Consider the following 23602-nt stretch of genomic DNA (forward strand, 5'->3'; position numbering starts at 1 on the left):
CCCGTGAGCCGCCCGTGCCTGTACCGCCCGTATCCGTACTGCGCCTACCGCCCCTGCCCGCCAGCGCCGGGAAACAGCACTGGGGCAACCTGCCCGGTGCCGCACTGAGCCTGGCGATTGCCGAAGCTGCCAGCGCGGCCAAGCGCTTTACCCTGCTGCTGACGGAAGGCAGCGAGAACGCCGAGCGCCTGGAGCAGGAGCTGAGCTTCTTCGCACCGGAGCTGCCGGTGCTGCATTTTCCCGACTGGGAAACCCTGCCCTACGACCTGTTTTCACCGCACCAGGACATCATCTCGCAACGCATTGCCGCGCTCTATCGCCTGCCGGAGCTGAAACATGGCGTCCTGGTCGTACCGATCACCACCGCCCTGCATCGCCTGCCCCCCAGGCGCTTCCTGCTCGGCAGCAGCCTGGTGCTGGATGCCGGCCAGAAGCTCGACGTCAACGACATGCGCACGCGCCTGGAAGCGACGGGCTATCGCTGCGTCGACACGGTCTACGAACACGGCGAGTTCGCCGTGCGCGGCGCCCTGATCGACCTGTTCCCGATGGGCAGCGAGCAGCCGTTTCGCATCGACCTGTTCGACGACGAGATCGAAACCCTGCGCACCTTCGACCCGGAAACCCAACGCTCGATCGACAAGGTCGACTCGATCAAGCTGCTGCCGGCCCGCGAGTTTCCGCTGGAGAAAAAGGCCGTCAGCGATTTTCGCGGACGCTTTCGCGAGCGTTTCGACGTCGACTTCCGCCGCTGCCCGATCTACCAGGATCTGTCCACCGGCATCACCCCGGCCGGCATCGAGTACTACCTGCCGCTGTTCTTCGAAGAAACCGCGACCCTGTTCGACTACCTGCCGCAGGACACCCAGGTATTTTCCCTGCCGGGCGTGGAGAAGGCCGCCGAGCACTTCTGGAACGACGCGCGCAATCGCTATGAAGAACGCCGGGTCGACCCCGAGCGCCCACTGCTGCCGCCGGCCGATATCTTCCTGCCGGTGGAAGACTGCTTCGCCCGTCTGAAGAACTGGCCACGAGTCGTCATCAGCCAGGAAGATATCGAACCAGGCGTCGGCCGCCAGCGCTTCAACGCCCAGCCCCTGCCCGACCTGGCGATCCAGGCCAAGGCCAGCGAGCCCCTGGCTTCTTTGCGCCGCTTCATCGAAGAGTATCCGGGCCGCGTGCTGTTCTGCGCCGAGTCCGCCGGGCGCCGCGAAGTGCTGCTGGAGCTGCTCGCCCGCCTCAAGCTCAAGCCCAGGGAAGTGACCAGTTGGCCGGAATTCACCGCCAGCGAGGAGCGCCTGGGCATCTGTATCGCCCCGCTCGATGACGGCCTGCTGCTCGACGACCTAGCCCTGATCGCCGAGAGCCCGCTGTTCGGCCAACGGGTGATGCAACGTCGACGCCGCGAGAAAGCGCGCGACGCCGGCGACAACATGATCAAGAACCTCGCCGAGCTACGCGAAGGTGCACCCGTGGTGCATATCGATCACGGCGTCGGTCGCTACCTGGGCCTGGTCACCCTGGAAATCGACGGTCAAGCCGCCGAGTTCCTCGCTCTGATGTACGCCGAGGACGCCAAGCTGTATGTGCCGGTTGCCAGCCTGCACCTGATCGCCCGCTACACCGGCAGCGACGACGCACTGGCCCCACTGCACCGCCTCGGCTCGGAAGCCTGGCAGAAAGCCAAGCGCAAGGCCGCCGAACAGGTGCGTGACGTGGCGGCCGAGCTGCTCGACATCTATGCCCGCCGCGCCGCCCGCGAAGGCTATGCCTTCGCCGACCCGCAGCTCGACTACGCGACCTTCAGCGCCGGCTTCCCCTTCGAGGAAACCCCGGACCAGCAGACCGCCATCGACGCGGTGCGCGACGACATGCTCTCGGCCAAGCCGATGGATCGCCTGATCTGCGGCGACGTCGGCTTCGGCAAGACCGAAGTGGCCATGCGCGCCGCCTTCATCGCCGTGCACAGCGGTCGCCAGGTGGCCGTGCTGGTGCCGACCACCCTGCTCGCCCAACAGCACTACAACAGCTTTCGCGACCGCTTCGCCGACTGGCCGGTGAATGTCGAGGTAATGAGCCGCTTCAAGAGCGCCAAGGAAGTCGCCAGTGCCATGCAGCAATTGAGCGAGGGCAAGGTCGACATCGTCATCGGCACCCACAAGCTGCTGCAGGGCGACATCCAGTTCAACAACCTGGGCCTGGTGATCATCGACGAGGAACACCGTTTCGGCGTGCGCCAGAAGGAACAGCTCAAGGCCTTGCGCAGCGAAGTCGACATCCTCACCCTCACCGCCACACCGATCCCTCGCACCCTGAACATGGCCGTGGCGGGCATGCGCGACCTGTCGATCATTGCCACCCCACCGGCGCGCCGGCTGTCGGTGCGCACCTTCGTCATGGAGCAGAACAACCCGACCATCAAGGAAGCGCTGCTGCGCGAGCTGCTGCGCGGCGGCCAGGTGTATTACCTGCACAACGACGTGAAGAGCATCGAGAAATGCGCCGCCGACCTGGCCGAACTGGTGCCGGAAGCGCGCATCGGCATCGGCCACGGGCAGATGCACGAGCGCGAACTGGAACAGGTGATGGGCGACTTCTACCACAAGCGCTTCAACGTGCTGATCGCCTCGACCATCATCGAGACCGGCATCGACGTGCCCAGCGCCAACACCATCATCATCGAGCGCGCCGACAAGTTCGGCCTGGCCCAGCTGCACCAGCTGCGCGGCCGGGTCGGCCGCAGCCACCACCAGGCCTACGCCTACCTGCTGACGCCGCCGCGCAAGCAGATGACCGACGATGCACAGAAGCGTCTCGAGGCGATCTCCGGCGCTCAGGATCTCGGCGCCGGCTTCCTCCTGGCCACCCACGACCTGGAAATCCGCGGCGCCGGCGAACTGCTCGGCGACGGCCAGAGCGGGCAGATCCAGGCGGTCGGTTTCACCCTCTACATGGAAATGCTCGAGCGCGCGGTGAAAGCCATCCGCAAGGGCGAGCAACCCAACCTCGAGCAACCCCTGGGCGGCGGTCCGGAAATCAACCTGCGGGTGCCGGCGCTGATCCCGGAGGACTACCTGCCGGACGTGCATGCCCGACTGATCCTGTACAAGCGCATCACTTCGGCCGCCGACGAAGACGGCCTGAAAGAACTGCAGGTAGAGATGATCGACCGCTTCGGCCTGCTACCGGAACCGAGCAAGAACCTGGTTCGCCTGACCCTGCTGAAATTGCAGGCGGAAAAGCTCGGCATCAAGAAGGTCGACGCCGGCCCACAAGGCGGCCGCATCGAATTCGCCGCCGATACCTGTGTCGATCCACTGACCCTGATCAAACTGATCCAGGGCCAACCGAATCGTTATAGGTTCGAAGGCGCCACAGTGTTCAAATTCCAGGCGCCCATGGAGCGCCCGGAGCATCGATTCGACACCCTGCATGCGCTGTTCGAGCGCCTGACTCCCTCTGTTTAAAGGACTGACCCATGCGCGCACGCCAGCCCCTGGCCCTGCTCTCACTAATCCTGCTGTCGCTACTGAGCAGCAGCGCCGCCTTGGCCGAGACCATGTTCCAGGTAGAAGTGATCGTCTTCCGCCAAACAACCGAGCAATTACCCGCCGCCCGCCCCGCCCCCGACGACTGGGCACAAGGCGCATGGCCGATCGACCCCAGCCAGGAACGCGTCACCACGCTGAACATTGAGGCGAGCAAACTCACCCCGGCCAACGGCTACAGCGTGCTGCTGCACAAAGCCTGGGCGCAGAGCATCGGCGCCAGCCCCAGCAGCGTGGCACTGAGCAGCGGCAGCGAACAGTCCGGTCATTTCCCGGTCGAAGGTACCCTTGAGCTGCAACAGAACCGCCTCATCGACCTGGACGTTAACCTGTGGATCAATAGGTTCGATGACAACGGCTGGCTCAGCAGCAGCGAACTGATCAAGCACAGCACGCACCTGCAAAGCGGCGAACTGACCTACCTCGACCACGGCAGCCTCGGCCTGCTGGTGCGCATCAGCCCGTTGTAAGGAGCCGGGAAGCGGGAAGCGGAAGTTTGCTAGCCGCCGCCCAATGCTCATCAAGGCTTTTCGCTGTTACTTGCAGCTTAAAGCTTGCCGCATATTTTCCATCAGCCCGCCAGCACACGGGCCAGTACGGCCTTGACCCGGCCCATACCCTCATCCAGGGCACGCTCGATGGCGGCCATGGTGATCAGTACATTGGACTTACCCGCCGCCGGATTCACCACCAAGGCCAGACAGGCATAGGGCAACGCCAACTCACGCGCCAGTACCGCCTCAGGCATGCCGGTCATGCCGACGATATCGCAGCCGTCACGCTCCATCCTGGCGATCTCGGCAACCGTCTCCAGACGCGGCCCCTGGGTGCAGCCATAGACGCCCTGTGCGCTAAATGCGCAGCCTTCGGCAACCAGCGCACCGGCCAGCTTTTCCCGCAGTTCGGCATCGTAGGGGTGGCTGAAATCCACGTGAGTGACATGCTCCAACTCGCCCTCATAGAAGGTGTGCGCACGTCCCGAGGTATAGTCGATGATCTGGTGCGGCAGACAGAAATGCCCGGTGCCCATGGCAGCCTGGATACCGCCGACCGCATTCACCGCGATAATCGCTTTGGCACCCGACTCCCTCAGCGCCCAGAGATTGGCACGGTAGTTCACCTGGTGCGGCGGAATTCGATGCGGATGGCCGTGGCGAGCCAGGAACAGCACTTCGCGCCCCGCGTACTCACCACGCAGCACCGGCGCCGAAGGCGCCCCATAGGGAGTATCCAGGTGCAACGCCGCAGTAATGGTCAAACCATCCAACTGGGTCAAGCCGGTACCGCCGATAATGGCGTAGACAGTCATCAATAGCTCCTCAATCGATTAATTGCGCGGCACGTAATGCACCGACCGCTTCCAGCCATCGCGGACTCTGCCGGTACTCCGTACCCGGAAAAGCCTGGCGACGCATAGCTGCCAAACCTGGCGGCGTAACAACCTGCAAACGCTGCAATGCCACAAGCGCCGACTCGGCGGCTGCGCGATCATTGCATACCAGCCCCATGTCACAACCTGCCGTCAGCGCCGCCTCGATGCGACAAGCCGCATCGCCCACCACATGGGCGCCAGCCATCGACAAATCATCGCTGAAAATCACCCCGGCGAACTGCAACTCGCCTCGCAGAATGCCCTGCAGCCAGCGCCGCGAAAAGCCGGCAGGCTGGTCATCGACCTGCGGGTAGATAACATGCGCCGGCATCACCGCCGCCAACCGCCGACTCAACCGAGCGAACGGCTGCAAGTCAGTGGCGCGGATCTGCTCGAGACTGCGTTCATCCACGGGAATCGCCACATGGGAGTCGGCCTCGGCCCAGCCATGCCCGGGAAAATGTTTGCCGGTCGCAGCCATACCCGCCGCGCTCATGCCGCGAATAAACGCCCCCGCCAGCAGGGTAGCGCGCTGCGCATCCCCCTCGAAAGCCCGACTGCCGACCACGGCACTGCGTTGATGATCCAGATCCAGCACCGGCGCAAAGCTCAGATCCAGGCCGACCGCCAACACCTCGATGGCCATCAACCAGCCACAATGCTCGGCCAGCACCTCCGCATTGGCGTTGTCGGCAATCGCACGCATCGCCGGCAGACGCACAAAACCCTGACGCAGACGCTGCACACGACCACCCTCCTGATCGACCGCGAGGAGCAGATCCGGGCGTAGCGCACGAATGGCGGCCGACAGCTCACGGACTTGCCGCGGGTGCTCGATATTGCGCCCGAACAGGATCAGGCCAGCCACTTCGGGCTGACGCAGAAGCTGCCGGTCCTCGGCGGTCAGCCAGGTGCCGGCGATATCCAGCATCAACGAGCCGTGCATGGGTGAACTCACAAATAATCCTCAACTAAAGTGACGCCGCCGCCCAGAGCGGACACGCCGCCTCGTCGATCTGCACGGCACAGTGAACAGGGACGCAGGGGAACAGCGCCAGCAGATCGGCATTGCGCAGACGCACACAACCATGCGAACGCGGCACGCCCATGGGTTCGGTGTCCGGCGTGCCATGCAGATAGATGTAACGGCGGAAGGTATCGACCTCGCCCAGCAGATTGCGCCCCGGCTCACAGCCGCTGAGCCAGATGATCCGCGTGAGGATCCAGTCACGATCGGGGAACTGCTCGGCCAGGACCGGCGACCAGACCTCACCGGTCCAGCGCCGGCCGCGCAATACCGCCCCCGTGGGCAAACCTTCGCCGATTTTCGCTCGCACTCGATGCAAACCACGCGGGGTGCAGCCGGAGCCATTCAGCTCGCCCGGACCATTGCGGGCGGTGGAGACCGGCAGGCGCAACAACAACTGCCCGTCGGCGAAGCCGTACAGGCGCTGATCGGCGAGAGAAATATGCAGAAAGTCGAGTGTACGCATGGGCGAGTAGCTTAGCGGATCGGGCTCGCCAAGCCCACTGGCATGGCATCAAACCTTGGCGGCGACGCCCGTGGGTTTGGCGCGCAGCTTGAGCTGAGCGCTGGCCAGAACCTCATCGGTCACACCGCTGTCCGAACGCATGCCAGCGGCCAGAAATGGCACCATCATGCGCATGACCTGCTCGATCGAAGTACTCACCCCGAAATCGGTCTCGGCCATGGCGCGCAGCGCTTTGATTCCGGACATGCTGAATGCCGCGGCGCCAAGCATGAAATGCACACGCCAGAACAGCTCAAGCGGCGGGATACGCGGTGCCGCCTCATGCACTAGAAGCATGTAACGACGAAAGACCTTGCCGTACACCTCTTCAAGGTACTTGCGCAGGTGCCCCTGACTCTGGCTGAAAGCCAAACCCAGCAGACGCATGAATATCGACAAATCGTTGCCACTACGCGGCTTCACGGCCAACGCCTGGTCGACCAGCAACTCGAGCAATTCCTCAAGGCTGGCTTTTGCCTCCTGCTTGGCCTGACGGCGATCCAGCTCGCGATCGAGGCTGCTGCAAAAAGGACCGAGAAAACGAGAAAAAACCGCCTGAATCAGTGCTTTTTTAGAACCAAAATGATAATTCACCGCTGCCAGATTGACCCCAGCCTTACTGGTAATCAAGCGCAATGAAGTTTCCGCAAAACCTTTCTCTGCGAACAACTGCTCCGCCGCATCGAGAATGCGCTCAACGGTTTCCGACTGGGCCATGACAACTCACCTGACAAACACTTGTTTGAAACATACGTTTCGCCCCACCTTCTTGTCAAGTCGCACCGGCCACTTTCTGGCTGAACAGTCACGCATTCACACCCAAAAAGCCGGAGCCTGTCGGTTAGACACACTTGTCATTGGTCAAGTAACACGCAGTAGGGATCAAACCGCAAGCAGCGAATTTAACCAGGAAGAAAAAAGGAAGATTGCCAACTCAGAATCACTGTATATAATCACAGTCACTGTATAAAAAGACAGAGCCAGACATGCTGAAACTGACGTCACGCCAAGCTGAAATCCTTACCTTCATCAAGCACTGTCTTGACGATAACGGCTACCCGCCAACCCGTGCTGAAATCGCCCAGGCACTTGGCTTCAAGTCACCCAACGCCGCAGAAGAACATCTCAAAGCCCTGGCTCGCAAAGGGGCCATCGAAATGACTCCCGGCGCTTCACGGGGCATTCGCATTCCAGGCTATGAACCGAACAACACAGAAGAGGGCTTACCCGTGATCGGCCGCGTCGCCGCCGGCGCGCCCATTTTAGCGCAACAGAACGTTGAAGACTCATGCCGGATCAACCCCGAATTCTTCCACCCCAAAGCCGACTATCTGCTGCGCGTACGCGGCATGAGCATGAAGGACATCGGCATCGTCGACGGCGACCTGCTTGCAGTCCACACCACCCGTGAGGCACGCAATGGCCAGATAGTGGTAGCCCGCATCGATGACGAAGTAACGGTCAAGCGCTTCAAGCGCGAAGGCAACAAAGTCTGGCTTATCGCGGAAAATCCCGAATTCGCCCCCATCGAAGTGAATCTGGAAGAGCAAGAACTGATTATTGAAGGCCTGAGTGTCGGCGTTATCCGCCGCTAGCGACTCGCTTGCTGAAACCATGGCTAAGCCGGGCAAGACGCGGGCGACCACAGCGCCAGACCGGCCAACATGGCCATAAAACAATAGTGGCAGGCAAGTCCGCAGGGCGCGCGTAGCCGATGCAAGTGACATTTACCACGGTAAACAAGCACTTTCCCTGCCCGTCAGGCTTGCACTCAAGCGTGCCATGCCAAGGCGGCGAGCCGTCCAAGTGGACAAGTGCAGGCAGCCTTCAACAGCCTGCCAGAGGAGGTTGTATGCAGTTCCCGCAGTCACTAAACCGCACACAGCTGTCGCTGTTCGAAGGGCTAATGGCCTCTGCAGTAACGCCGCTCCTAAACCAGGCCGCGGAACCGCCCTGGCAGGAAGGCCCCGAAGCCTTCAGTGAAATTTCGCTACGTGGCGCTGCCGGTCACTGCCTGAACCTGCTTGCACCGATGCTCCGCGAACTGAGTGAGCACAACGACGCACGCTGGCTGAGCCTGATCGCCCCGCCCGGCAGCCTGACGCAAACCTGGCTACGCGAGGCCGGCCTCAACCGCGAGCGTATTCTGCTACTCCATCCACGAGGCAAACAAAGCGCATTGCAACTGGCTCAGGAAGCATTGAAGCTGGGTCGTAGCCATACCGTCGTCAGCTGGCTGCACCCTCTGCCGCAGCACGCCCGAGAGCAACTGGAACAGGCCGCACGACAAGGTAAGGCACAGAGCCTCAACATAAGCCTGGGATAGCATGCACAAGCAATGGCACAGGGACTGTGCGTGAGACGACACCGACAATCCGGCATGCGGGCCAGCCACCACAACCAAGTCCAGCTGCTGCCGATATTGGCGCCGCTACGGGCAATCGGCAATCAATGCAGCACGCGCGGGCCTTGTGCGTGATCAAAGTCACCTTCAGCCAACTTCCCGGCCATTTGCACGCCGACATTGAGCATAGCCTTGGCTACCTCGATGTGTTGGCCCTGCAAAAAAGCCTTGGCATCAGCGGAAAAGTCCAACACCACCAGGCTTTCTTCGTCTTCTGCGCGACGCAGTGCAATGCGCCCATCAGGCAGCTCGACGATCTCTAGGTAGGATGTAGGCATAAGGCTGATTCTCCACGAAAGGCCGGCATTGTAGCAGCCGAGCAAGGCTCACCCTAGCCCGCTTATCCAAACTCAGAGGCGGGAAAAATATCGAAGGCCGTCGCGAGAGCGCTGGCGGGCGAGCGAAGCAAGGCGCGCTACGTGAAAACGCGGGAGTTGGCGAGGCAAACAATCGACGAGCCAAATGACCGAAGTTTTGACTCGCGTCGCTCGCCCGGCCTCAGTTACTCCGCGGCGTAGCGCAATGCAGTTGCAGCCGCCCGGCGACGGTCGCAGCAGGCAAGCGACTGTTCTCAGCCTCCTAGCTCACCACTCACTCAAGGACTCGCGAAAGCGCTTGGCCAATCCCTTCAACTCCTGCCGCCAAACCTCCAGGGTTTCACGCGCCAGTGGCGGCTCCTCCTGATCCAGACTGATCGCCTCGATCAAGGGAGTACGCGGGTCGACCTTGACCTTTTTCGCCGCCTGCGGTGGTTGAAACAGCTCGTCATAGGCCTTCAGCAATTGAGCCAGCCAGGTTTCCGGCTGTTGCACCAGCTCGATAAGCTCGGCCAACTCCGGACTGGGTGCAGCATCCAGCAATGCCTTATCCAACAACTGCTCGGCGCGCGCTGCGTTGCTTTCAGGCAGGCGGTAGTAACCGGCAATCTCGTGACACAGCCCCAGCAGCGCCCCATAGAGGTGGAATAGCGCAGCCTCACGCTCGGCCTGTATCAGAGCCAAAGAGTTGACTGCTCGCCCCTCCTGCGCGGCGCGCCAGGACTCCAGCGACAGACCGGCATAGAAGAGCTTCTGGTTGGTACGGGTGTACAACTCATGGGCCATCGAGGCGCCCTCCATTACAGACCGATCAGGGGCTGGGAAAATATCGAAGGCAATCGGGCGGGCGCAACACCGTTGCAGCCGCCCAGCGACGGGCAAGCGATTGCTTCTCAGCTTCTCAGCCTCACAGGCCACTATACGCGCGCCCGCTGCCTACGGGCGCGCACCTGGTCCGATCAGCGCTTGTCTTCGACCTTCCACTTGCCGCCGTCGTAGAACGCGCGCCAACCGGTGGGCTTGCCATCGACTTCGGTCTGCACATACTGCTCTTTGGTCTTGCGGCTGAAACGGATAACCGCCGCGCGGCCTTCAGGGTCTTTCTTCGGCGCATCGCAGAGGAAGTGATACTTGGGATCGATCTCGTCTTTGTGCGGAATCAGCTCCAGCACCAGCGGCGCACGGGTTTCACGGTTTTTCGGGAACTGACTGGCTGCCAGGAACAAACCTGATGCACCGTCGCGCAGGATATAGGTGTCGTTGACCTTCTCGCACTTGAGCTCCGGCATCTTCACCGGGTCCATCTTCGGCGGAGCGGCCTCACCGCTTTTCAGCAGCTTGCGGGTGTTCTTGCACTCAGTGTTGGTACAACCGAAAAACTTGCCGAAACGCCCGGTCTTCAGCTGCATCTGGCTGCCGCACTTGTCGCACTCCAGGCTCGGGCCTTCATAACCCTTGATCCGGTATTGACCCTGTTCGATCTCGTAGCCCGTGCAATCCGGGTTGTTGCCGCAGATATGCAGCTTGCGCGTCTCGTCGAGCAGGTAGGCATCCATGGCGGTGCCGCACTTCTGGCAGCGATGCTTGCCCAGCAGCACCAGCGATTCCGATTCGCCTTCATCGTCCGCGGCGATTTCATCGCCCGGCACCAGGTTGATGGTCGATTTGCAGCGCTCTTTCGGCGGTAGCGCATAGCCGGAACAACCGAGGAACACCCCGGTGGAGGCGGTACGAATCATCATCGGCCGACCGCATTCGCGACAGGGAATGTCGGTCGGCGTCGGCAGGTTGGCGCGCATGCCGTTGTCGCTGGCCTCGGCCACCTCGAGCTTGTTCTTGAAGTCGCCGTAGAACTCGTCGAGCACATGCTTCCACTCGCGCTCGCCCTGGGCCACATCGTCCAGGTGCTCTTCCATGCCGGCGGTAAAGCCGTAGTCCATCAGATTGGAGAAGCTTTCAGCGAGACGCCCGGTAACGATGTCGCCCATCTTCTCGGAATAGAACCGACGGTTATGCAGCGCCACGTAGCCGCGATCCTGGATGGTCGAGATGATCGCCGCATAGGTCGACGGACGACCGATACCGCGCTTCTCCATCTCCTTGACCAGGCTGGCTTCCGAATAGCGCGCCGGCGGTTTGGTGAAGTGCTGGCTCGGATCGAGCTTGATCAGCTTGAGCACATCGCCCTGGGCCATGTCCGGCAACACATCGTCATCACCCGGCTTGCTCATTTGCGGCAATACCCGGGTGTAACCATCGAACTTGAGAATCCGGCCCTTGGCGCGCAACTCGAACTGCGCGGCGGTGACGGTCACAGTGGTCGACAGGTATTCGGCAGGCGGCATCTGGCACGCCACGAACTGGCGCCAGATCAGCTCATACAGGCGTTCGGCGTCGCGTTCCATGCCGGTAAGCTGGGTCGGTTTGAGGTTGACATCGGACGGACGAATCGCCTCGTGCGCCTCCTGGGCCCCTTCCTTGCTGCTGTAGGCTATCGGGCTGGCCGGCAGGTATTTCTTGCCGAACTCGCCTTCGATGAAATCGCGCACCATGCTCACCGCATCGGCCGACAGGTTGGTCGAATCGGTACGCATGTAGGTGATGTAACCGGCTTCATACAGACGCTGGGCCATCATCATGGTCTTCTTCACCCCGAAGCCGAGGCGGTTGCTCGCCGCCTGCTGCAGGGTGGAGGTAATGAACGGTGCCGACGGCTTGCTGCTGGTCGGCTTGTCTTCGCGCTTGGTGATGCTGTAGGCGGAGGCTTTGAGTACGTCCAGGGCGGCCATGGCCTGGGCTTCGTTCAGCGGCTTGAACGCGGCGCCATTCTCGCGCGCCACCTCGAAGCGCACATTGGCGCCCTTGGCCGTGCCGAGATCGGCATGCACTTGCCAATACTCTTCAGGCACGAAGGCGCGGATCTCTTTCTCGCGCTCGACCACCAATTTCACCGCCACCGACTGCACCCGGCCAGCCGACAGACCACGGGCGATCTTGGCCCATAGCAATGGCGAGACCATGTAGCCCACTACACGGTCGAGAAAGCGCCGCGCCTGCTGGGCGTTGACCCGGTTGATGTCCAGCTCGCCCGGCTTGGAGAACGCCTCCTGAATGGCCTTCTTGGTGATCTCGTTGAACACCACGCGCTTGTAGCGGCTGTCGTCGCCACCAATGGATTCGCGCAGGTGCCAGGCAATGGCTTCCCCCTCGCGATCCAAGTCGGTTGCGAGATAGATGGTGTCGGCATCCTTGGCCAACCGCCGCAGCTCTTCGACTACCTTTTCCTTGCCCGGGAGGATTTCGTACTTGGCCTTCCAGCCATGTTCGGGATCGACCCCCATGCGCGCCACCAGTTGGCGCTTGGCCTTTTCCTTGGGCGACAGCGCCGGCACTTCACCAGCGGCCTTGCCCCGTTTTACGGGTTCCTTGGCAGCACTTGCCGAGCCGCTGGTAGGCAGGTCACGGATGTGGCCGATGCTCGACTTCACCACGTACTCGTTGCCCAAGTACTTGTTGATGGTCTTGGCCTTGGCCGGGGATTCCACGATGACCAGCGATTTGCCCATGGATTGGAAAATTCCTGAAATTCGATAAATGAAAGGCTGAGGCGCCTGACGCGGCACCGCTATATATAGTGGCGGTTAAGCTGAGGTCAAGCGCAGCAATAGCGCGACCTGAGTTCAGGGCCGGTTGAAAACGCTGGTTTCGGCCTGGATCAAAGCAAAACGTGGAACCATCTCGCCGTCCACTTCGACGTTTTCGCAAAACATTTCCAACGGGCGCACCCACAAGCCGTAATCGCCGTATAGCGCCTGATAGACCACGACCTGCTGCTCTGTCTCGGAATGTTTGGCCATGCCGAGTACGCGGTACTCGGGCCCCTTGTAGTGGCGATAAAGACCAGGCTGTAATTGCATCGCTGAATTCCTTGAATTTTTCCCATCGACAAAAAATTCCGGGAGAAATTTTTCACGTCGCGTAGCGACGGCCCAAAGTGTGGCCGCCATGGATAACATGGCCAAAAAAAAAAAACCGGGGCACTAGGCCCCGGTTTTTAAGTCTTGGAGCGCTTAAAGGCGTTCGAAGACAGTGCTGATGCCCTGACCCAGGCCGATGCACATGGTCGACACACCAAAAGTGCCAGCATTCTGCTTCATCACGTTCAGCAGGGTACCGGAGATACGCGCACCGGAACAACCGAATGGGTGACCCAGGGCAATGGCACCGCCGTGCAAGTTGACCTTCTCGTCCATCTTGTCGAGCACCTTCAGATCCTTCAGCACCGGCAGAGCCTGAGCGGCGAAGGCTTCGTTGAGCTCGAAGAAGTCGATGTCATTGATGGTCAGACCAGCACGCTTGAGGGCCTTCTGGGTGGCCGGCACCGGGCCGTAACCCATGATCGCCGGATCGACACCAGCGACCGCCATGGCGCGTATCACGGCCATCGGCTGAATGCCCAGGTCGTTGGCGCGCTGGGCGGACATGACGATCATGCAGGAAGCGCCATCGGTGATCTGCGAGGACGTACCCGCGGTCACGGTACCGCCTTTCGGGTTGAACGCCGGCTTGAGCGCCGCCAAGCTTTCCAGGGTGGTCTCCGGACGAATGGTTTCGTCGAAGTCAAACATCTTCAGGAAACCGTTTTCGTCGTAGCCTTGCATCGGGATGATTTCATCCTTGAACTTGCCTTCGACGGTGGCCTTGTGCGCCAGACGGTGCGAACGCTCACCGAAGGCGTCCTGCTGTTCGCGGCCGATGCCGTGCATCTTGCCGAGCATTTCCGCAGTCAGCCCCATCATGCCCGAGGCCTTGGCGGCATACAGCGACAGGTGCGGGTTCGGATCGACGCCATGCATCATGCCGACGTGGCCCATGTGCTCGACGCCGCCAACGACGAACACGTCGCCGTTACCGGTCTGGATCGCCTGCACGGCGGTATGCAGGGCACTCATGGACGAACCACACAGGCGGCTGACCGTTTGCGCAGCACTGGTGTGCGGGATCTGGGTCATCAGCGATGCCATGCGCGCGATGTTCCAGCCCTGCTCCAGGGTCTGGTTGACGCAGCCCCAGATCACGTCTTCCACCTCGGCCGGATCGACCTTGGTGTTGCGCGTCAGCAGGCCGCTGATCAGGTTGGCCGACAGGGTCTCGGCACGGGTGTTGCGATGCATGCCGCCCTTGGAACGCCCCATCGGGGTGCGACCGAAGTCAACGACCACTGCATCTCTAGGATTCAGGCTCATAAATTCACTCTCGCTCTAATCTGTGCGCATTAACCGAAGAACTTCTGGTCGCTGGCGGCCATTTCGCGAAGTTTTGCGGTCGGCTGGTACAGCGCACCCAGGTCGGCGTACTTGTCGGCCTGGGCAACGAATTCGGCCACACCGAGGGTATCGATGTATCGCAGCGCACCACCGCGGAACGGCGGGAAGCCAATACCGTAGACCAGGCCCATATCGGCCTCGGCGGCGGTAGCGACGATGCCGTCTTCCAGGCAACGCACGGTTTCCAGGCACAGCGGGATCATCATGAAATTGATGATGTCTTCATCGCTCACTTCACGCTGCTCGGTCACGATCGACTGGAGCAGCTCGTAAGCCACAGGATCGGTGACCTTCTTCGGCTTGCCGCGTTTGTCCGTTTCATACGAGTAGAAACCCTTGCCATTCTTCTGGCCCAGGCGACCCGCTTCATACATGACGTCGACCGCGGTACGGCCTTCGACCGCCATGCGATCAGGGAAACCTTCGGCCATCACGTCACGGCCATGGTGACCGGTATCGATACCAACCACGTCGGACAGGTACGCCGGGCCCATGGGCCAGCCGAACTTCTCCATCACCTTGTCGATGCGCACGAAGTCCACGCCGAACCCCAGCAACTTGGAGAAGCCGCCGAAGTACGGGAACAGCACGCGGTTGACCAGGAAGCCCGGGCAGTCGTTGACCACGACCGGGGTCTTGCCCATCTTCTTGGCGTAGGCCACGGTGGTGGCAACCGCCACTTCGCTGGATTTCTCGCCACGGATGACTTCGACCAGCGGCATCATGTGCACCGGATTGAAGAAGTGCATGCCGACGAAGTTTTCCGGACGCTTGAGGGCCTTGGCCAGCAGGCTGATGGAGATGGTCGAGGTATTGGAGGCGAGAATCGCATCTTCCTTGACCATGCCTTCCACTTCGGCCAGTACCGCTTGCTTGACCTTGGGGTTCTCGACCACGGCCTCGACGACGATGTCGACGTTGCCGAAATCGCCATAGGACATGGTCGGACGAATGGCGTTGAGCGCCTCGGCCATCTTCGCGGCAGTCAGACGGCCCTTGGCGACGCGGTTGCCGAGCAGCTTGGAAGCCTCGGCCAGGCCCATCTGGATACCTTCTTCGCGGATATCCTTCATCAGGATAGGCGTGCCCTTGACCGCCGACTGGTAGGCGATACCGCCGCCCATGATGCCGGCGCCGAGAACGGCGGCCAGTTTCACGTCTTTGGCGATCTCGTCGTGGTGCTTGGCCTTCTTCTTCAGCTCCTGATCGTTGAGGAACAGGCCGATCAGGCTGGCGGCAACCGGGGTCTTGGCCAGTTTGACGAAGCCGGCGGCCTCCACTTCCAGCGCCTTGTCACGTCCGAAGTTGGCAGCTTTCTGGATGGTCTTGATGGCTTCGACCGGGGCCGGATAATTCGGGCCGGCCTGGCCGGCAACGAAGCCCTTGGCAGTTTCGAAGCACATCATCTGTTCGATGGCGTTAAGCTTGAGCTTTTCCAGCTTGGGCTGACGCTTGGCCTTGTAGTCCAGCTCGCCGGAGATGGCGCGTTTGACCAGATCCAGCGCTGCGGCCTGCAACTTGTCGGCAGCCACTACCGCATCGACGGCACCCACTTTCAGGGCGTCGTCTGCACGATTTTCCTTGCCCGAGGCAATCCACTCGACCGCATTATCGGTACCGATAACCCGCGGCAGGCGCACGGTGCCGCCGAAGCCCGGGTAGATGCCCAGTTTGACTTCCGGCAGGCCGACCTTGGCGCCGTCGGCCATGACGCGGTAATCCGCAGCCAGGCACATTTCAAAACCACCGCCCAGGGCGATGCCATTGATCGCGGCCACGGTCGGAACATTGAGGTCTTCAAAATCACTGAAGATCTTGTTGGCTTCGAGGTTGCCAGCCACCAACTCCGCATCCGGCAGCTTGAAGCTGTCGACGAACTCGGTGATGTCGGCTCCGACGATAAATACGTCTTTGCCACTGGTGACAATCACGCCCTTGATCGAACCATCGGCCTTGATCGCATCAACCGACTGACGCAGTTCGTTGAGGGTATGACGGTTGAATTTGTTGACGGACTCACCCTTGAGGTCGAATTTCAATTCGACGATGCCGCTCTCAAGAGCCTTAACCGTGATGGCTTTACCTTCGTAAATCATCAACTGATCTCCACGGTATGGAAGCTGAACAGTACACATCGGAGCCAACCAGCTAGCTACCCCACGGCACAGCCGTTTCAGAGTAGCCCCTATGAGCCTGGCACACCCGCCGACGCGATAATCGGACCGGATTGACGCTGCTATTTTAAGCAAACGCTCAATTCATACGCCCGTTTGATTTGGGTGTGCCCACCTTCAAGGAAAAGCGGCCGATTGTCAATTGGTCGCTTGCCGCTTGATCCGCCTGCGATTGCCCGAGCCAAGAATTCTGCTAACGAACAACCTTATGTTGAGGCGATCAGGTGACCATCAGCACCGATAAACGAAAAACTCAACATCTAGCCGACAACCGCAACTCCTGCCAGCGAGCCCTCCAGCAGCCCGATGGGACCGCTTCAGCTGCGCCCAGGCGCACAAAAAAGCCTCAGCGACTTTTAGCTACAGCCGCACGGAAGGGCATCAGCGCACTGAAACCAGGAATCCACTAAGAATAGGCAGATAGATGCCGCGCCGACCCAGTAAAGCCGCGAGCAAAGCCTGCTGACGCAAGCAATTGCGCTCGACTAAGCTGCGCTAGACGCGACTTTCAGTGGTGGCGGGAAAACCTGACCACTGGAACAGGTGGTCAGCGAACTGTCGGCAAATCGAGCAAACGCTGAACAGGGTCAGCAGTAAGCGCAATGCTGTTCACTTAAGCGATATCACTGGGCGCGCATCGTACGCCATGCCCCCCCCCGTAGCCCGGATGCAATCCGGGAGCGATTTTTCAGGTACCAGACTTCCCCGGATTTCATCCGGGCTACAAAAAACGCTGCTCAGTTGGCTTAAGTGAACAGCATTGCAGCAGCAAGTGGGGCTTGATGCATAATCGCGGACATGCAGCACAGGGTCAGGCCGCACTCGCGCATGGCTCATTCGACCGCTCCGGCCTGCCTGGCCACATTTATAGCCCGGCGCCTGCATCGGGCTTTGTTTCTCGATGACCTGACGACCACTCACGCACGCGCCAGCAAGAAACTGGCGATCTTCTGCAGCGAGTCGGGCTCATCCCGTTCCCCCCAGTACAGCGCAATCATCTGCGCCGTCGCCTCGACCTTGTACACATCGACCGGCAGGCTGGCCAATTGCTCGGCCAATGGCGCATCGCCGCACGGCTCACGCCATTGATTCAGCCACTGGCCCGGCGCGGCCTGCCAGTAACACCAGCAATCCTCATGCCCACGGCGCCGTGCCCGGTGATATTGCGGACACTGGCCTGGCGGCTCAATAGCCAGCCAGTGCGGCCACTGCTCGCGCGACAATTGCATCGCCAACCCCATGCGCCGGGCTTGCAAACGCACATCCATCCGCCCACGCTGTCGCCGCGATGGCATCAGCATGGCCAGCGGGCTGAGCACAAACGCCAGAAGCAGCAATATGATCCATACCGACATAAATTCATCTCGCAGGCAAAAGCCTGTCACAAGCGTTCAATACGGCCATACTTATCACCATAAGCAAACCTTAGAGCCACCATCGGTAACCCTTAGAAGGAGCCACCCATGCCCTACCAGCATATTCTGGTCGCTGTCGACCTAACCGAAGAGTGCGATCCAGTCATGCAGCGCGCACAGAAGCTGGCTTCGAGCAGCAACGCCAAATTATCCGTGGTGCATATAGTCGAACCCATGGCCATGGCGTTTGGCGGCGACGTGCCCATGGACTTGTCGATGCTGCAACAGCAGCAATTCGAACAAGCCCGCGAACGCCTGGACAGCTTTGCCGGAAAATATCCCGACCTGGGTGCGGATCGACGCCACCTGGCCTACGGCCAACCACGCCAGGAAATCCACCGCCTGGCCGAGGAGCAAGGCTGCGACCTGATCATCGTCGGCAGCCATGGCCGCCACGGCCTGGCCTTGCTGCTCGGTTCCACCGCCAATGACGTATTGCATGGCGCCCCCTGCGACGTACTGGCCGTCCGCCTGAAGAAACCCGAGTAGCGCGCACCCGGCGAATGAGGCGGCATGCCTCATTCCCCTCGGAATCACTCGAAATTGTCGCCCGCGCTCATCACCAACGGACGGATCTTCTGCAACTGGGTTTCCAGTGAGTAGGTCATGCTCGACGACATGGAAAAGAAGGTCAGAAAGGCTTTGAGGTTCGAGTCGCCCTCGCAGGTGTCGTGAATCCGCTGCCAGAACGCCTGATTGACCAACTGCAATTGCTGGAACATGCGCACCAAGCCTTTCAACTCCCAATCCGCCAGACGCCCTTCGCGGAAATTGAAATACTGGCGCGCCAGGTACAGCGACACCGCGCGCAGGATGAATTCCTGATTGTTGGCGAACGGCAGATGATTCTGCGCCATCGGCTTGAGCTTGCCCAACACCGGACAGGCACTGGTCGCCATGATCACCCCGAGCAGGGCACGCAGGCCCTCTTCCAGCCCGACCTGCTTGCTGTACTCACGTTCTGGCGTGCGCACCCAGACCACGGCCTTCTTGAAGGCCGGCAGGCCTTGAAAATCCTCAACAACCCGGTGCAGGTCAACTGCTGCCGGGCAGTGACTGAAGTCGCTCCTGCTCAGCGGACAATTGCTGCACCGCTGGTAGTCCAGGCGCGTCCAGTTGGGCGCGGCCTGAGCCTGGGCGGGGTCGTACACACGGTCCAGTTCGATCCTGTAACTGAACTCGTGATCATCGTCGAGACTAATCCGGTACTCGATGGCCATGCGTGTCTCCGCCAGACGTTTGAGGTTCTGTGTGGGAATAATCGGCTATTGCGGCGACGGGCTCAGCCTTCCAGTTCGGCCCAACGCTCCAGCAGCTTATCCAGTTCATGCTGCTGATGTTGCAAACGGGCCAACACCTCGGCACTTTTCTCCGCGCTTTGCTGGTAAAACGCCGGTGCGCCGATCTGCGCCTCCAGTGCGGCTATCTGCACCTCCAGCGCGTCGATCTGCGCGGGAAGCGCCTCCAGCTCGCGCTGCACCTTGTAACTGAGCTTCTTCTTGGCAGCAGGCGCATTGGCAACCGGCGCCGCCTCAGGTGCAGGCGCGGCCTCGACTACCGCGGACGTCAGTTCGGCCTTGCCGGCCTTGGTTTCGCCAACCCCGAGCAAGCGCGGCGAACCGCCCTGGCGCAGCCAGTCCTGATAACCGCCGACATATTCACGCACCTTGCCCTCGCCTTCGAAGACCAGGGTGCTGGTCACCACGTTGTCGAGGAAGGCCCGGTCGTGGCTGACCATCAGCACGGTACCCTTGAACGTCAGCAAAACCTCTTCGAGCAGCTCGAGGGTTTCCACGTCGAGGTCGTTGGTCGGCTCGTCCAGCACCAGCAGGTTGGCCGGCTTGCTGAACAGCTTGGCCAGCAACAGGCGCGCACGCTCGCCGCCCGACAGCGCCTTGACCGGCGTGCGGGCGCGTTGCGGGCTGAACAGGAAGTCGCCCAGGTAGCTCAGCACATGCCGGCTTTGCCCATCGATCTCGATAAAGTCGCGGCCTTCGGCGACGTTGTCGATCACGGTTTTTTCCAGGTCGAGCTGATGGCGCAGCTGATCGAAGTAAGCCACGTCGATGCGCGTGCCTTCCTTGACGCTGCCGCTGCTCGCCTGCAGGCCACCGAGCATCAGCTTGAGCAAGGTGGTCTTGCCGGTGCCGTTGGCGCCGAGCAGGCCGATACGGTCCTCGCGCTGCAGGACCATGGAGAAGTCCTTGATCAGCAACGGTCCGCCCGGATGAGCGAAACTGACGTTCTCCAGCACCATTACCTGCTTGCCGGACTTATCGGCGGTATCCAGCTGGATATTGGCCTTGCCGGTACGTTCACGGCGCTCGCTGCGCTCGACCCGCAAGGCCTTCAACGCCCGCACGCGCCCTTCATTACGGGTGCGCCGGGCCTTGATGCCCTGGCGAATCCACACCTCTTCCTGGGCCAGGCGTTTGTCGAACAGGGCATTGGCCACCTCTTCGGCAGCCAGGGTGGCTTCCTTGTGCACCAGGAAGCTGGCGTAGTCGCCATTCCAGTCGATCAGGCCGCCGCGATCCAGCTCGAGGATGCGCGTCGCCAGGTTTTGCAGGAAGGCGCGGTCGTGGGTAATGAACAGCACGGCACCGTTGAAGCCCAGCAGCGCCTCTTCCAGCCAGGCGATGGCGCCGATATCGAGGTGGTTGGTCGGCTCGTCGAGCAACAGCAGATCCGGCTCGGAGACCAGCGCCTGGGCCAACAGCACCCGCCGCCGCCAGCCGCCGGACAATTCGGCCAGGGTCTTGTCGGCCGGCAACTGCAAGCGACTCAGGGTGCTATCGACCAGTTGCTGCAGGCGCCAGCCGTCACGGGCCTCGAGGTCATGCTGGACATGCATGAGCTTGTCCAGATCGGCCTCGGTGACGATGTTCTGGCTCAGGTGGTGATACTGCGCCAGCAGCTCGCCGACCCCGTCCAGGCCCTGGGCAACCACATCGAAGACCGTCCGTCCGTCGGCGACCGGCAGCTCCTGCGGCAACTCGCCGATCTTCAACCCCGGCGCACGCCAGACCGCGCCGTCGTCGGGCTTCTGCTCGCCCTTGACCAGCTTCAACATGCTCGACTTGCCGGTGCCATTGCGGCCAATGATGCACGCCCGCTCGCCACGCGCAATCTGCCAAGACACCTTGTCCAGCAGCGGCATGGCGCCGTAGGCCAGGGAAACATCGGTGAACTTAAGCAGGGTCATGGCACGCCTCGATAATACAGCGACTGATAAACAGGCAGGTAACGGCTGCGAAAGCGCAAGCAATGAACGGCGATCTGCGCGCCCCAGCCCTACCCTGCGGAGATTATCACCGCAAAAAACTTGTTTGCCGACGCCCGCGGGCTCCGACAAAAACTGGGCGCGCATTCTAACCGAGATGAACCGCGAATTTGCGGGCTATTTTCATTGAGGCGCCAGTCGGCAGCCGGCTTTCACCTGCCCCCGGCAAAAGGCTAAGCTAGATGTATCAAGCGTCGGTTCCGCCGGCGCTTACTTATTTGCCTATCCGGAAGTGTCATGCGCGGCCACCTGTTTCGCCTGTTCTCCTGCTTGATCCTCTCTGCCGCGACGGCCACAGCCGCTCAGGCTGTCAGCCTGACCCAACAGCGCCAGTACTATGACGAGGCCAAGGCCGCCCTGGCCAAGGGCGACAAAGGCCCTTATCAGCGCTATGCCAGTGCCCTGCGCGATTACCCGCTGGAGCCTTACCTGGCCTATGAAGAGCTGACCGCCCGACTCAAATGGGCCAGCAATGACGAGATCGAGAAATTCCTCGCCGAACATGGCGACCTGCCGCAAGCCGGCTGGATGAAACTGCGCTGGCTGCGCTGGCTGGCCGAACGCGGCGAGTGGCAAACCTTCATCAACCATTACGACCCGGCGCTGAACTTCACCGAACTGGATTGCCTCTACGGCCAATACCAACTGAGCCACGGCATGCTGGCCGAGGGTTTTGCCAGCGCCGAGAAGCTCTGGCTGGTCGGCAAGTCGCAACCCAATGCTTGCGATCGCCTGTTCGAGCAGTGGGCAGCCAAGGGCAAACTCAGCGAAGAAATGCGCTGGAAACGCGCCAAACTCGCAGCCGAAACCCGCAACTATGGCCTGGCCAACTACCTGATCAAGGGGCTGCCGACCCTGGGCAACCACGGCAAACTGTTGCTCGAAGTGGCGCAGAAACCACAGATCCTCAGCCAAACCGCGCGCTTCAGCCGCAACGATCAGGCCATGGCCGATGTCGTGGGTCTCGGCCTGCGCCGCCTGGCCCGGCAAGACCCGGAAAAAGCACTGGCGCTGCTGGATGGCTACGCCCAGCGCATGAAGTTTTCCAGCGAGGAAAAAGTCGCCATCGCCCGTGAAATCGGCCTGACCCTGGCGAAACGCTTCGACGCCCGCGCCCTCAAGGTAATGGCCCAGTACGACCCGCAACTGCGCGACAACACCGTCAGCGAATGGCGTGCACGCCTGCTGCTACGCCTCGGCCGCTGGGACGACGCACACCAGCTGACTCGCCAGATGCCTGCAGAACTGGGCCAGACCAACCGCTGGCGTTACTGGCAGGCACGCAGCCTGCAATTGGCCCAACCCAACAGCCAGGAAGCGCAAGCGCTCTACCAGGGCCTGGCCAAGGAGCGTGATTTCTACGGCTTCATGGCCGCCGATCAGGTCAAGGCGTCTTACCAACTGAACAACAAGCCGTTGCAACTTTCGGCCAAGACCCTGCAGAAGGTGCGCAACGCCGCCGGCATTCGCCGCGCCATGGAATTCCACGCGCGCGGCCAGATCGTCGATGGCCGCCGCGAGTGGTACCACGTCAGCCGCCTGTTCAGTCGCGACGAACTGGTTGCCCAGGCCCGCCTGGCATACGACATGGGCTGGTACTTCCCGGCGATTCGCACCATCAGCCAGGCACAGTACTGGGACGATCTGGATGTGCGCTTCCCCATGGCCCACCGCGAACCGCTGACCATCGAGTCGAAGAAACGCGGCCTGCACTCCAGCTGGGTATTTGCCATCACCCGCCAGGAAAGCGCCTTCATGGCCGACGCCAAGTCCCCGGTCGGCGCCATGGGCCTGATGCAGTTAATGCCGGCGACCGCCAGGGAGACCGCACGCAAGTTCGGCATTCCCTTGAGCAACCCGAACAATGCCCTGCTGCCGAATGTGAACATCCAGCTCGGCGCCGCCTACCTGAGCCAGGTCTACGGGCAATTCAACGGCAACCGAGTGCTCGCCTCCGCCGCCTACAACGCCGGCCCTGGCCGGGTACGGCAGTGGTTGCGTGGCGCCGACCACCTGGCCTACGACGTCTGGATCGAGAACATTCCGTTCGACGAAACCCGCCAGTACGTACAGAACGTGCTGTCTTATTCGGTGATCTACGGACAGAAGCTCAACGCCCCGCAACCGCTAATTGCCTGGCACGAGCGTTATTTCGACGATCAGTAGATGTTAGCTGCAAGCCAATCAGGATGGGGTGCGCAGGCAACCCATCGCGATTGCAGCTTATGAC

At 61.3% G+C, this 23602-nt stretch carries 19 protein-coding genes; 6 read left to right on the plus strand and 13 right to left on the minus strand.

All coding sequences use genetic code 11. The features are described from left to right. The first annotated feature begins 14 nt into the window (after positions 1 to 14). A complete protein-coding gene (mfd, locus tag BM315_RS02240) occupies positions 15 to 3467 on the plus strand; it encodes a transcription-repair coupling factor (RefSeq protein WP_090497365.1) in 3453 nt (1150 codons plus the stop codon). Positions 3468 to 3478: 11 nt separating this feature from the next. Further along, positions 3479 to 4018, plus strand: a complete 540-nt coding sequence (locus BM315_RS02245; protein ID WP_090497367.1) for a CsiV family protein — start codon at positions 3479 to 3481, stop codon at positions 4016 to 4018. Between the two features lie 101 nt (positions 4019 to 4119). On the opposite strand, the gene BM315_RS02250 is transcribed toward BM315_RS02245, so the two are convergent. From BM315_RS02250 to BM315_RS02265, 4 genes are read right to left on the minus strand one after another with little or no spacing between them, the layout of a single operon-like run. Beyond that, complete coding sequence (locus BM315_RS02250) at positions 4120 to 4857, minus strand: S-methyl-5'-thioinosine phosphorylase (protein WP_090497369.1); 738 nt, start codon at positions 4855 to 4857, stop codon at positions 4120 to 4122. 10 nt (positions 4858 to 4867) lie between these two features. Beyond that, a complete protein-coding gene (gene nagZ / locus BM315_RS02255) occupies positions 4868 to 5866 on the minus strand; it encodes a beta-N-acetylhexosaminidase (protein WP_170862147.1) in 999 nt (332 codons plus the stop codon). A gap of 25 nt (positions 5867 to 5891) precedes the next feature. Continuing rightward, positions 5892 to 6413 carry a L,D-transpeptidase gene (locus BM315_RS02260; protein ID WP_090497372.1) on the minus strand — a complete coding sequence of 174 codons (522 nt, stop codon included), beginning with the start codon at positions 6411 to 6413 and terminating at the stop codon, positions 5892 to 5894. A gap of 48 nt (positions 6414 to 6461) precedes the next feature. Continuing rightward, on the minus strand, positions 6462 to 7169 hold the full coding sequence (locus BM315_RS02265) for a TetR/AcrR family transcriptional regulator (protein WP_090497374.1): 708 nt from the start codon (positions 7167 to 7169) through the stop codon (positions 6462 to 6464). Positions 7170 to 7438: 269 nt separating this feature from the next. Between BM315_RS02265 and lexA the strand changes: the two genes are divergently transcribed. After that, positions 7439 to 8047: a transcriptional repressor LexA gene (gene lexA / locus BM315_RS02270; protein WP_090497376.1), complete on the plus strand. Its 609-nt coding sequence runs from the start codon at positions 7439 to 7441 to the stop codon at positions 8045 to 8047. Positions 8048 to 8304: 257 nt separating this feature from the next. Further along, a complete protein-coding gene (gene sulA, locus BM315_RS02275; protein WP_090497377.1) occupies positions 8305 to 8778 on the plus strand; it encodes an SOS-induced cell division inhibitor SulA in 474 nt (157 codons plus the stop codon). Between the two features lie 122 nt (positions 8779 to 8900). Here the strand turns inward: sulA and BM315_RS02280 are convergent, their stop codons facing one another. The 7 genes from BM315_RS02280 to BM315_RS02310 form a co-directional block, all read right to left on the minus strand. Then, on the minus strand, positions 8901 to 9134 hold the full coding sequence (locus BM315_RS02280) for a hypothetical protein (protein ID WP_090497378.1): 234 nt from the start codon (positions 9132 to 9134) through the stop codon (positions 8901 to 8903). Positions 9135 to 9440: 306 nt separating this feature from the next. After that, the gene (locus tag BM315_RS02285; protein ID WP_090497380.1) at positions 9441 to 9959 is read right to left on the minus strand and encodes a DUF6586 family protein; all 519 of its coding nucleotides are present in this window, start codon (positions 9957 to 9959) and stop codon (positions 9441 to 9443) included. Positions 9960 to 10132: 173 nt separating this feature from the next. After that, a complete protein-coding gene (topA, locus tag BM315_RS02290; RefSeq protein WP_090497382.1) occupies positions 10133 to 12739 on the minus strand; it encodes a type I DNA topoisomerase in 2607 nt (868 codons plus the stop codon). A gap of 114 nt (positions 12740 to 12853) precedes the next feature. Further along, positions 12854 to 13090, minus strand: coding sequence for a DUF1653 domain-containing protein (locus BM315_RS02295; RefSeq protein ID WP_090497385.1), 237 nt, complete (start codon positions 13088 to 13090; stop codon positions 12854 to 12856). A gap of 153 nt (positions 13091 to 13243) precedes the next feature. Then, positions 13244 to 14419 (minus strand): acetyl-CoA C-acyltransferase FadA, encoded by a 1176-nt coding sequence (gene fadA, locus BM315_RS02300; RefSeq protein WP_090497387.1) that lies wholly within the window; start codon positions 14417 to 14419, stop codon positions 13244 to 13246. 29 nt (positions 14420 to 14448) lie between these two features. Beyond that, positions 14449 to 16596 carry a fatty acid oxidation complex subunit alpha FadB gene (gene fadB / locus BM315_RS02305; protein ID WP_090497389.1) on the minus strand — a complete coding sequence of 716 codons (2148 nt, stop codon included), beginning with the start codon at positions 16594 to 16596 and terminating at the stop codon, positions 14449 to 14451. A gap of 995 nt (positions 16597 to 17591) precedes the next feature. Further along, on the minus strand, positions 17592 to 18029 hold the full coding sequence (locus BM315_RS02310) for a hypothetical protein (protein ID WP_090497391.1): 438 nt from the start codon (positions 18027 to 18029) through the stop codon (positions 17592 to 17594). A 108-nt stretch (positions 18030 to 18137) separates the two neighbouring features. Between BM315_RS02310 and BM315_RS02315 the strand changes: the two genes are divergently transcribed. Next, positions 18138 to 18578: a universal stress protein gene (locus BM315_RS02315; RefSeq protein WP_090497393.1), complete on the plus strand. Its 441-nt coding sequence runs from the start codon at positions 18138 to 18140 to the stop codon at positions 18576 to 18578. Positions 18579 to 18622: 44 nt separating this feature from the next. Here BM315_RS02315 and BM315_RS02320 read toward each other — a convergent pair whose 3' ends face one another. Together BM315_RS02320 and BM315_RS02325 are read right to left on the minus strand one after the other, a co-directional pair. After that, positions 18623 to 19309 carry a DUF6901 family protein gene (locus tag BM315_RS02320; protein ID WP_090497394.1) on the minus strand — a complete coding sequence of 229 codons (687 nt, stop codon included), beginning with the start codon at positions 19307 to 19309 and terminating at the stop codon, positions 18623 to 18625. 62 nt (positions 19310 to 19371) lie between these two features. Next, positions 19372 to 21294 (minus strand): ATP-binding cassette domain-containing protein, encoded by a 1923-nt coding sequence (locus tag BM315_RS02325; protein WP_090497396.1) that lies wholly within the window; start codon positions 21292 to 21294, stop codon positions 19372 to 19374. Between the two features lie 315 nt (positions 21295 to 21609). Here BM315_RS02325 and BM315_RS02330 point away from each other — a divergent pair, with 315 nt between their 5' ends. Beyond that, positions 21610 to 23538, plus strand: a complete 1929-nt coding sequence (locus BM315_RS02330; RefSeq protein ID WP_090497398.1) for a transglycosylase SLT domain-containing protein — start codon at positions 21610 to 21612, stop codon at positions 23536 to 23538. The last annotated feature ends 64 nt before the right edge of the window (positions 23539 to 23602 follow it).

Source organism: Pseudomonas borbori, from assembly GCF_900115555.1.
Classification (GTDB): domain Bacteria; phylum Pseudomonadota; class Gammaproteobacteria; order Pseudomonadales; family Pseudomonadaceae; genus Aquipseudomonas; species Aquipseudomonas borbori.

What these genes read in the sequence shown, in the direction of transcription:
- BM315_RS02245 (WP_090497367.1), top strand. Translation starts at nt 3,479, where the DNA reads ATGCGCGCACGCCAGCCCCTGGCCCTGCTCTCACTAATCCTGCTGTCG.
- BM315_RS02250 (WP_090497369.1), bottom strand. Translation starts at nt 4,857, where the DNA reads ATGACTGTCTACGCCATTATCGGCGGTACCGGCTTGACCCAGTTGGAT.
- nagZ (WP_170862147.1), bottom strand. Translation starts at nt 5,866, where the DNA reads ATGCACGGCTCGTTGATGCTGGATATCGCCGGCACCTGGCTGACCGCC.
- BM315_RS02260 (WP_090497372.1), bottom strand. Translation starts at nt 6,413, where the DNA reads ATGCGTACACTCGACTTTCTGCATATTTCTCTCGCCGATCAGCGCCTG.
- BM315_RS02265 (WP_090497374.1), bottom strand. Translation starts at nt 7,169, where the DNA reads ATGGCCCAGTCGGAAACCGTTGAGCGCATTCTCGATGCGGCGGAGCAG.
- lexA (WP_090497376.1), top strand. Translation starts at nt 7,439, where the DNA reads ATGCTGAAACTGACGTCACGCCAAGCTGAAATCCTTACCTTCATCAAG.
- sulA (WP_090497377.1), top strand. Translation starts at nt 8,305, where the DNA reads ATGCAGTTCCCGCAGTCACTAAACCGCACACAGCTGTCGCTGTTCGAA.
- BM315_RS02280 (WP_090497378.1), bottom strand. Translation starts at nt 9,134, where the DNA reads ATGCCTACATCCTACCTAGAGATCGTCGAGCTGCCTGATGGGCGCATT.
- BM315_RS02285 (WP_090497380.1), bottom strand. Translation starts at nt 9,959, where the DNA reads ATGGCCCATGAGTTGTACACCCGTACCAACCAGAAGCTCTTCTATGCC.
- topA (WP_090497382.1), bottom strand. Translation starts at nt 12,739, where the DNA reads ATGGGCAAATCGCTGGTCATCGTGGAATCCCCGGCCAAGGCCAAGACC.
- BM315_RS02295 (WP_090497385.1), bottom strand. Translation starts at nt 13,090, where the DNA reads ATGCAATTACAGCCTGGTCTTTATCGCCACTACAAGGGGCCCGAGTAC.
- fadA (WP_090497387.1), bottom strand. Translation starts at nt 14,419, where the DNA reads ATGAGCCTGAATCCTAGAGATGCAGTGGTCGTTGACTTCGGTCGCACC.
- fadB (WP_090497389.1), bottom strand. Translation starts at nt 16,596, where the DNA reads ATGATTTACGAAGGTAAAGCCATCACGGTTAAGGCTCTTGAGAGCGGC.
- BM315_RS02310 (WP_090497391.1), bottom strand. Translation starts at nt 18,029, where the DNA reads ATGTCGGTATGGATCATATTGCTGCTTCTGGCGTTTGTGCTCAGCCCG.
- BM315_RS02315 (WP_090497393.1), top strand. Translation starts at nt 18,138, where the DNA reads ATGCCCTACCAGCATATTCTGGTCGCTGTCGACCTAACCGAAGAGTGC.
- BM315_RS02320 (WP_090497394.1), bottom strand. Translation starts at nt 19,309, where the DNA reads ATGGCCATCGAGTACCGGATTAGTCTCGACGATGATCACGAGTTCAGT.
- BM315_RS02325 (WP_090497396.1), bottom strand. Translation starts at nt 21,294, where the DNA reads ATGACCCTGCTTAAGTTCACCGATGTTTCCCTGGCCTACGGCGCCATG.
- BM315_RS02330 (WP_090497398.1), top strand. Translation starts at nt 21,610, where the DNA reads ATGCGCGGCCACCTGTTTCGCCTGTTCTCCTGCTTGATCCTCTCTGCC.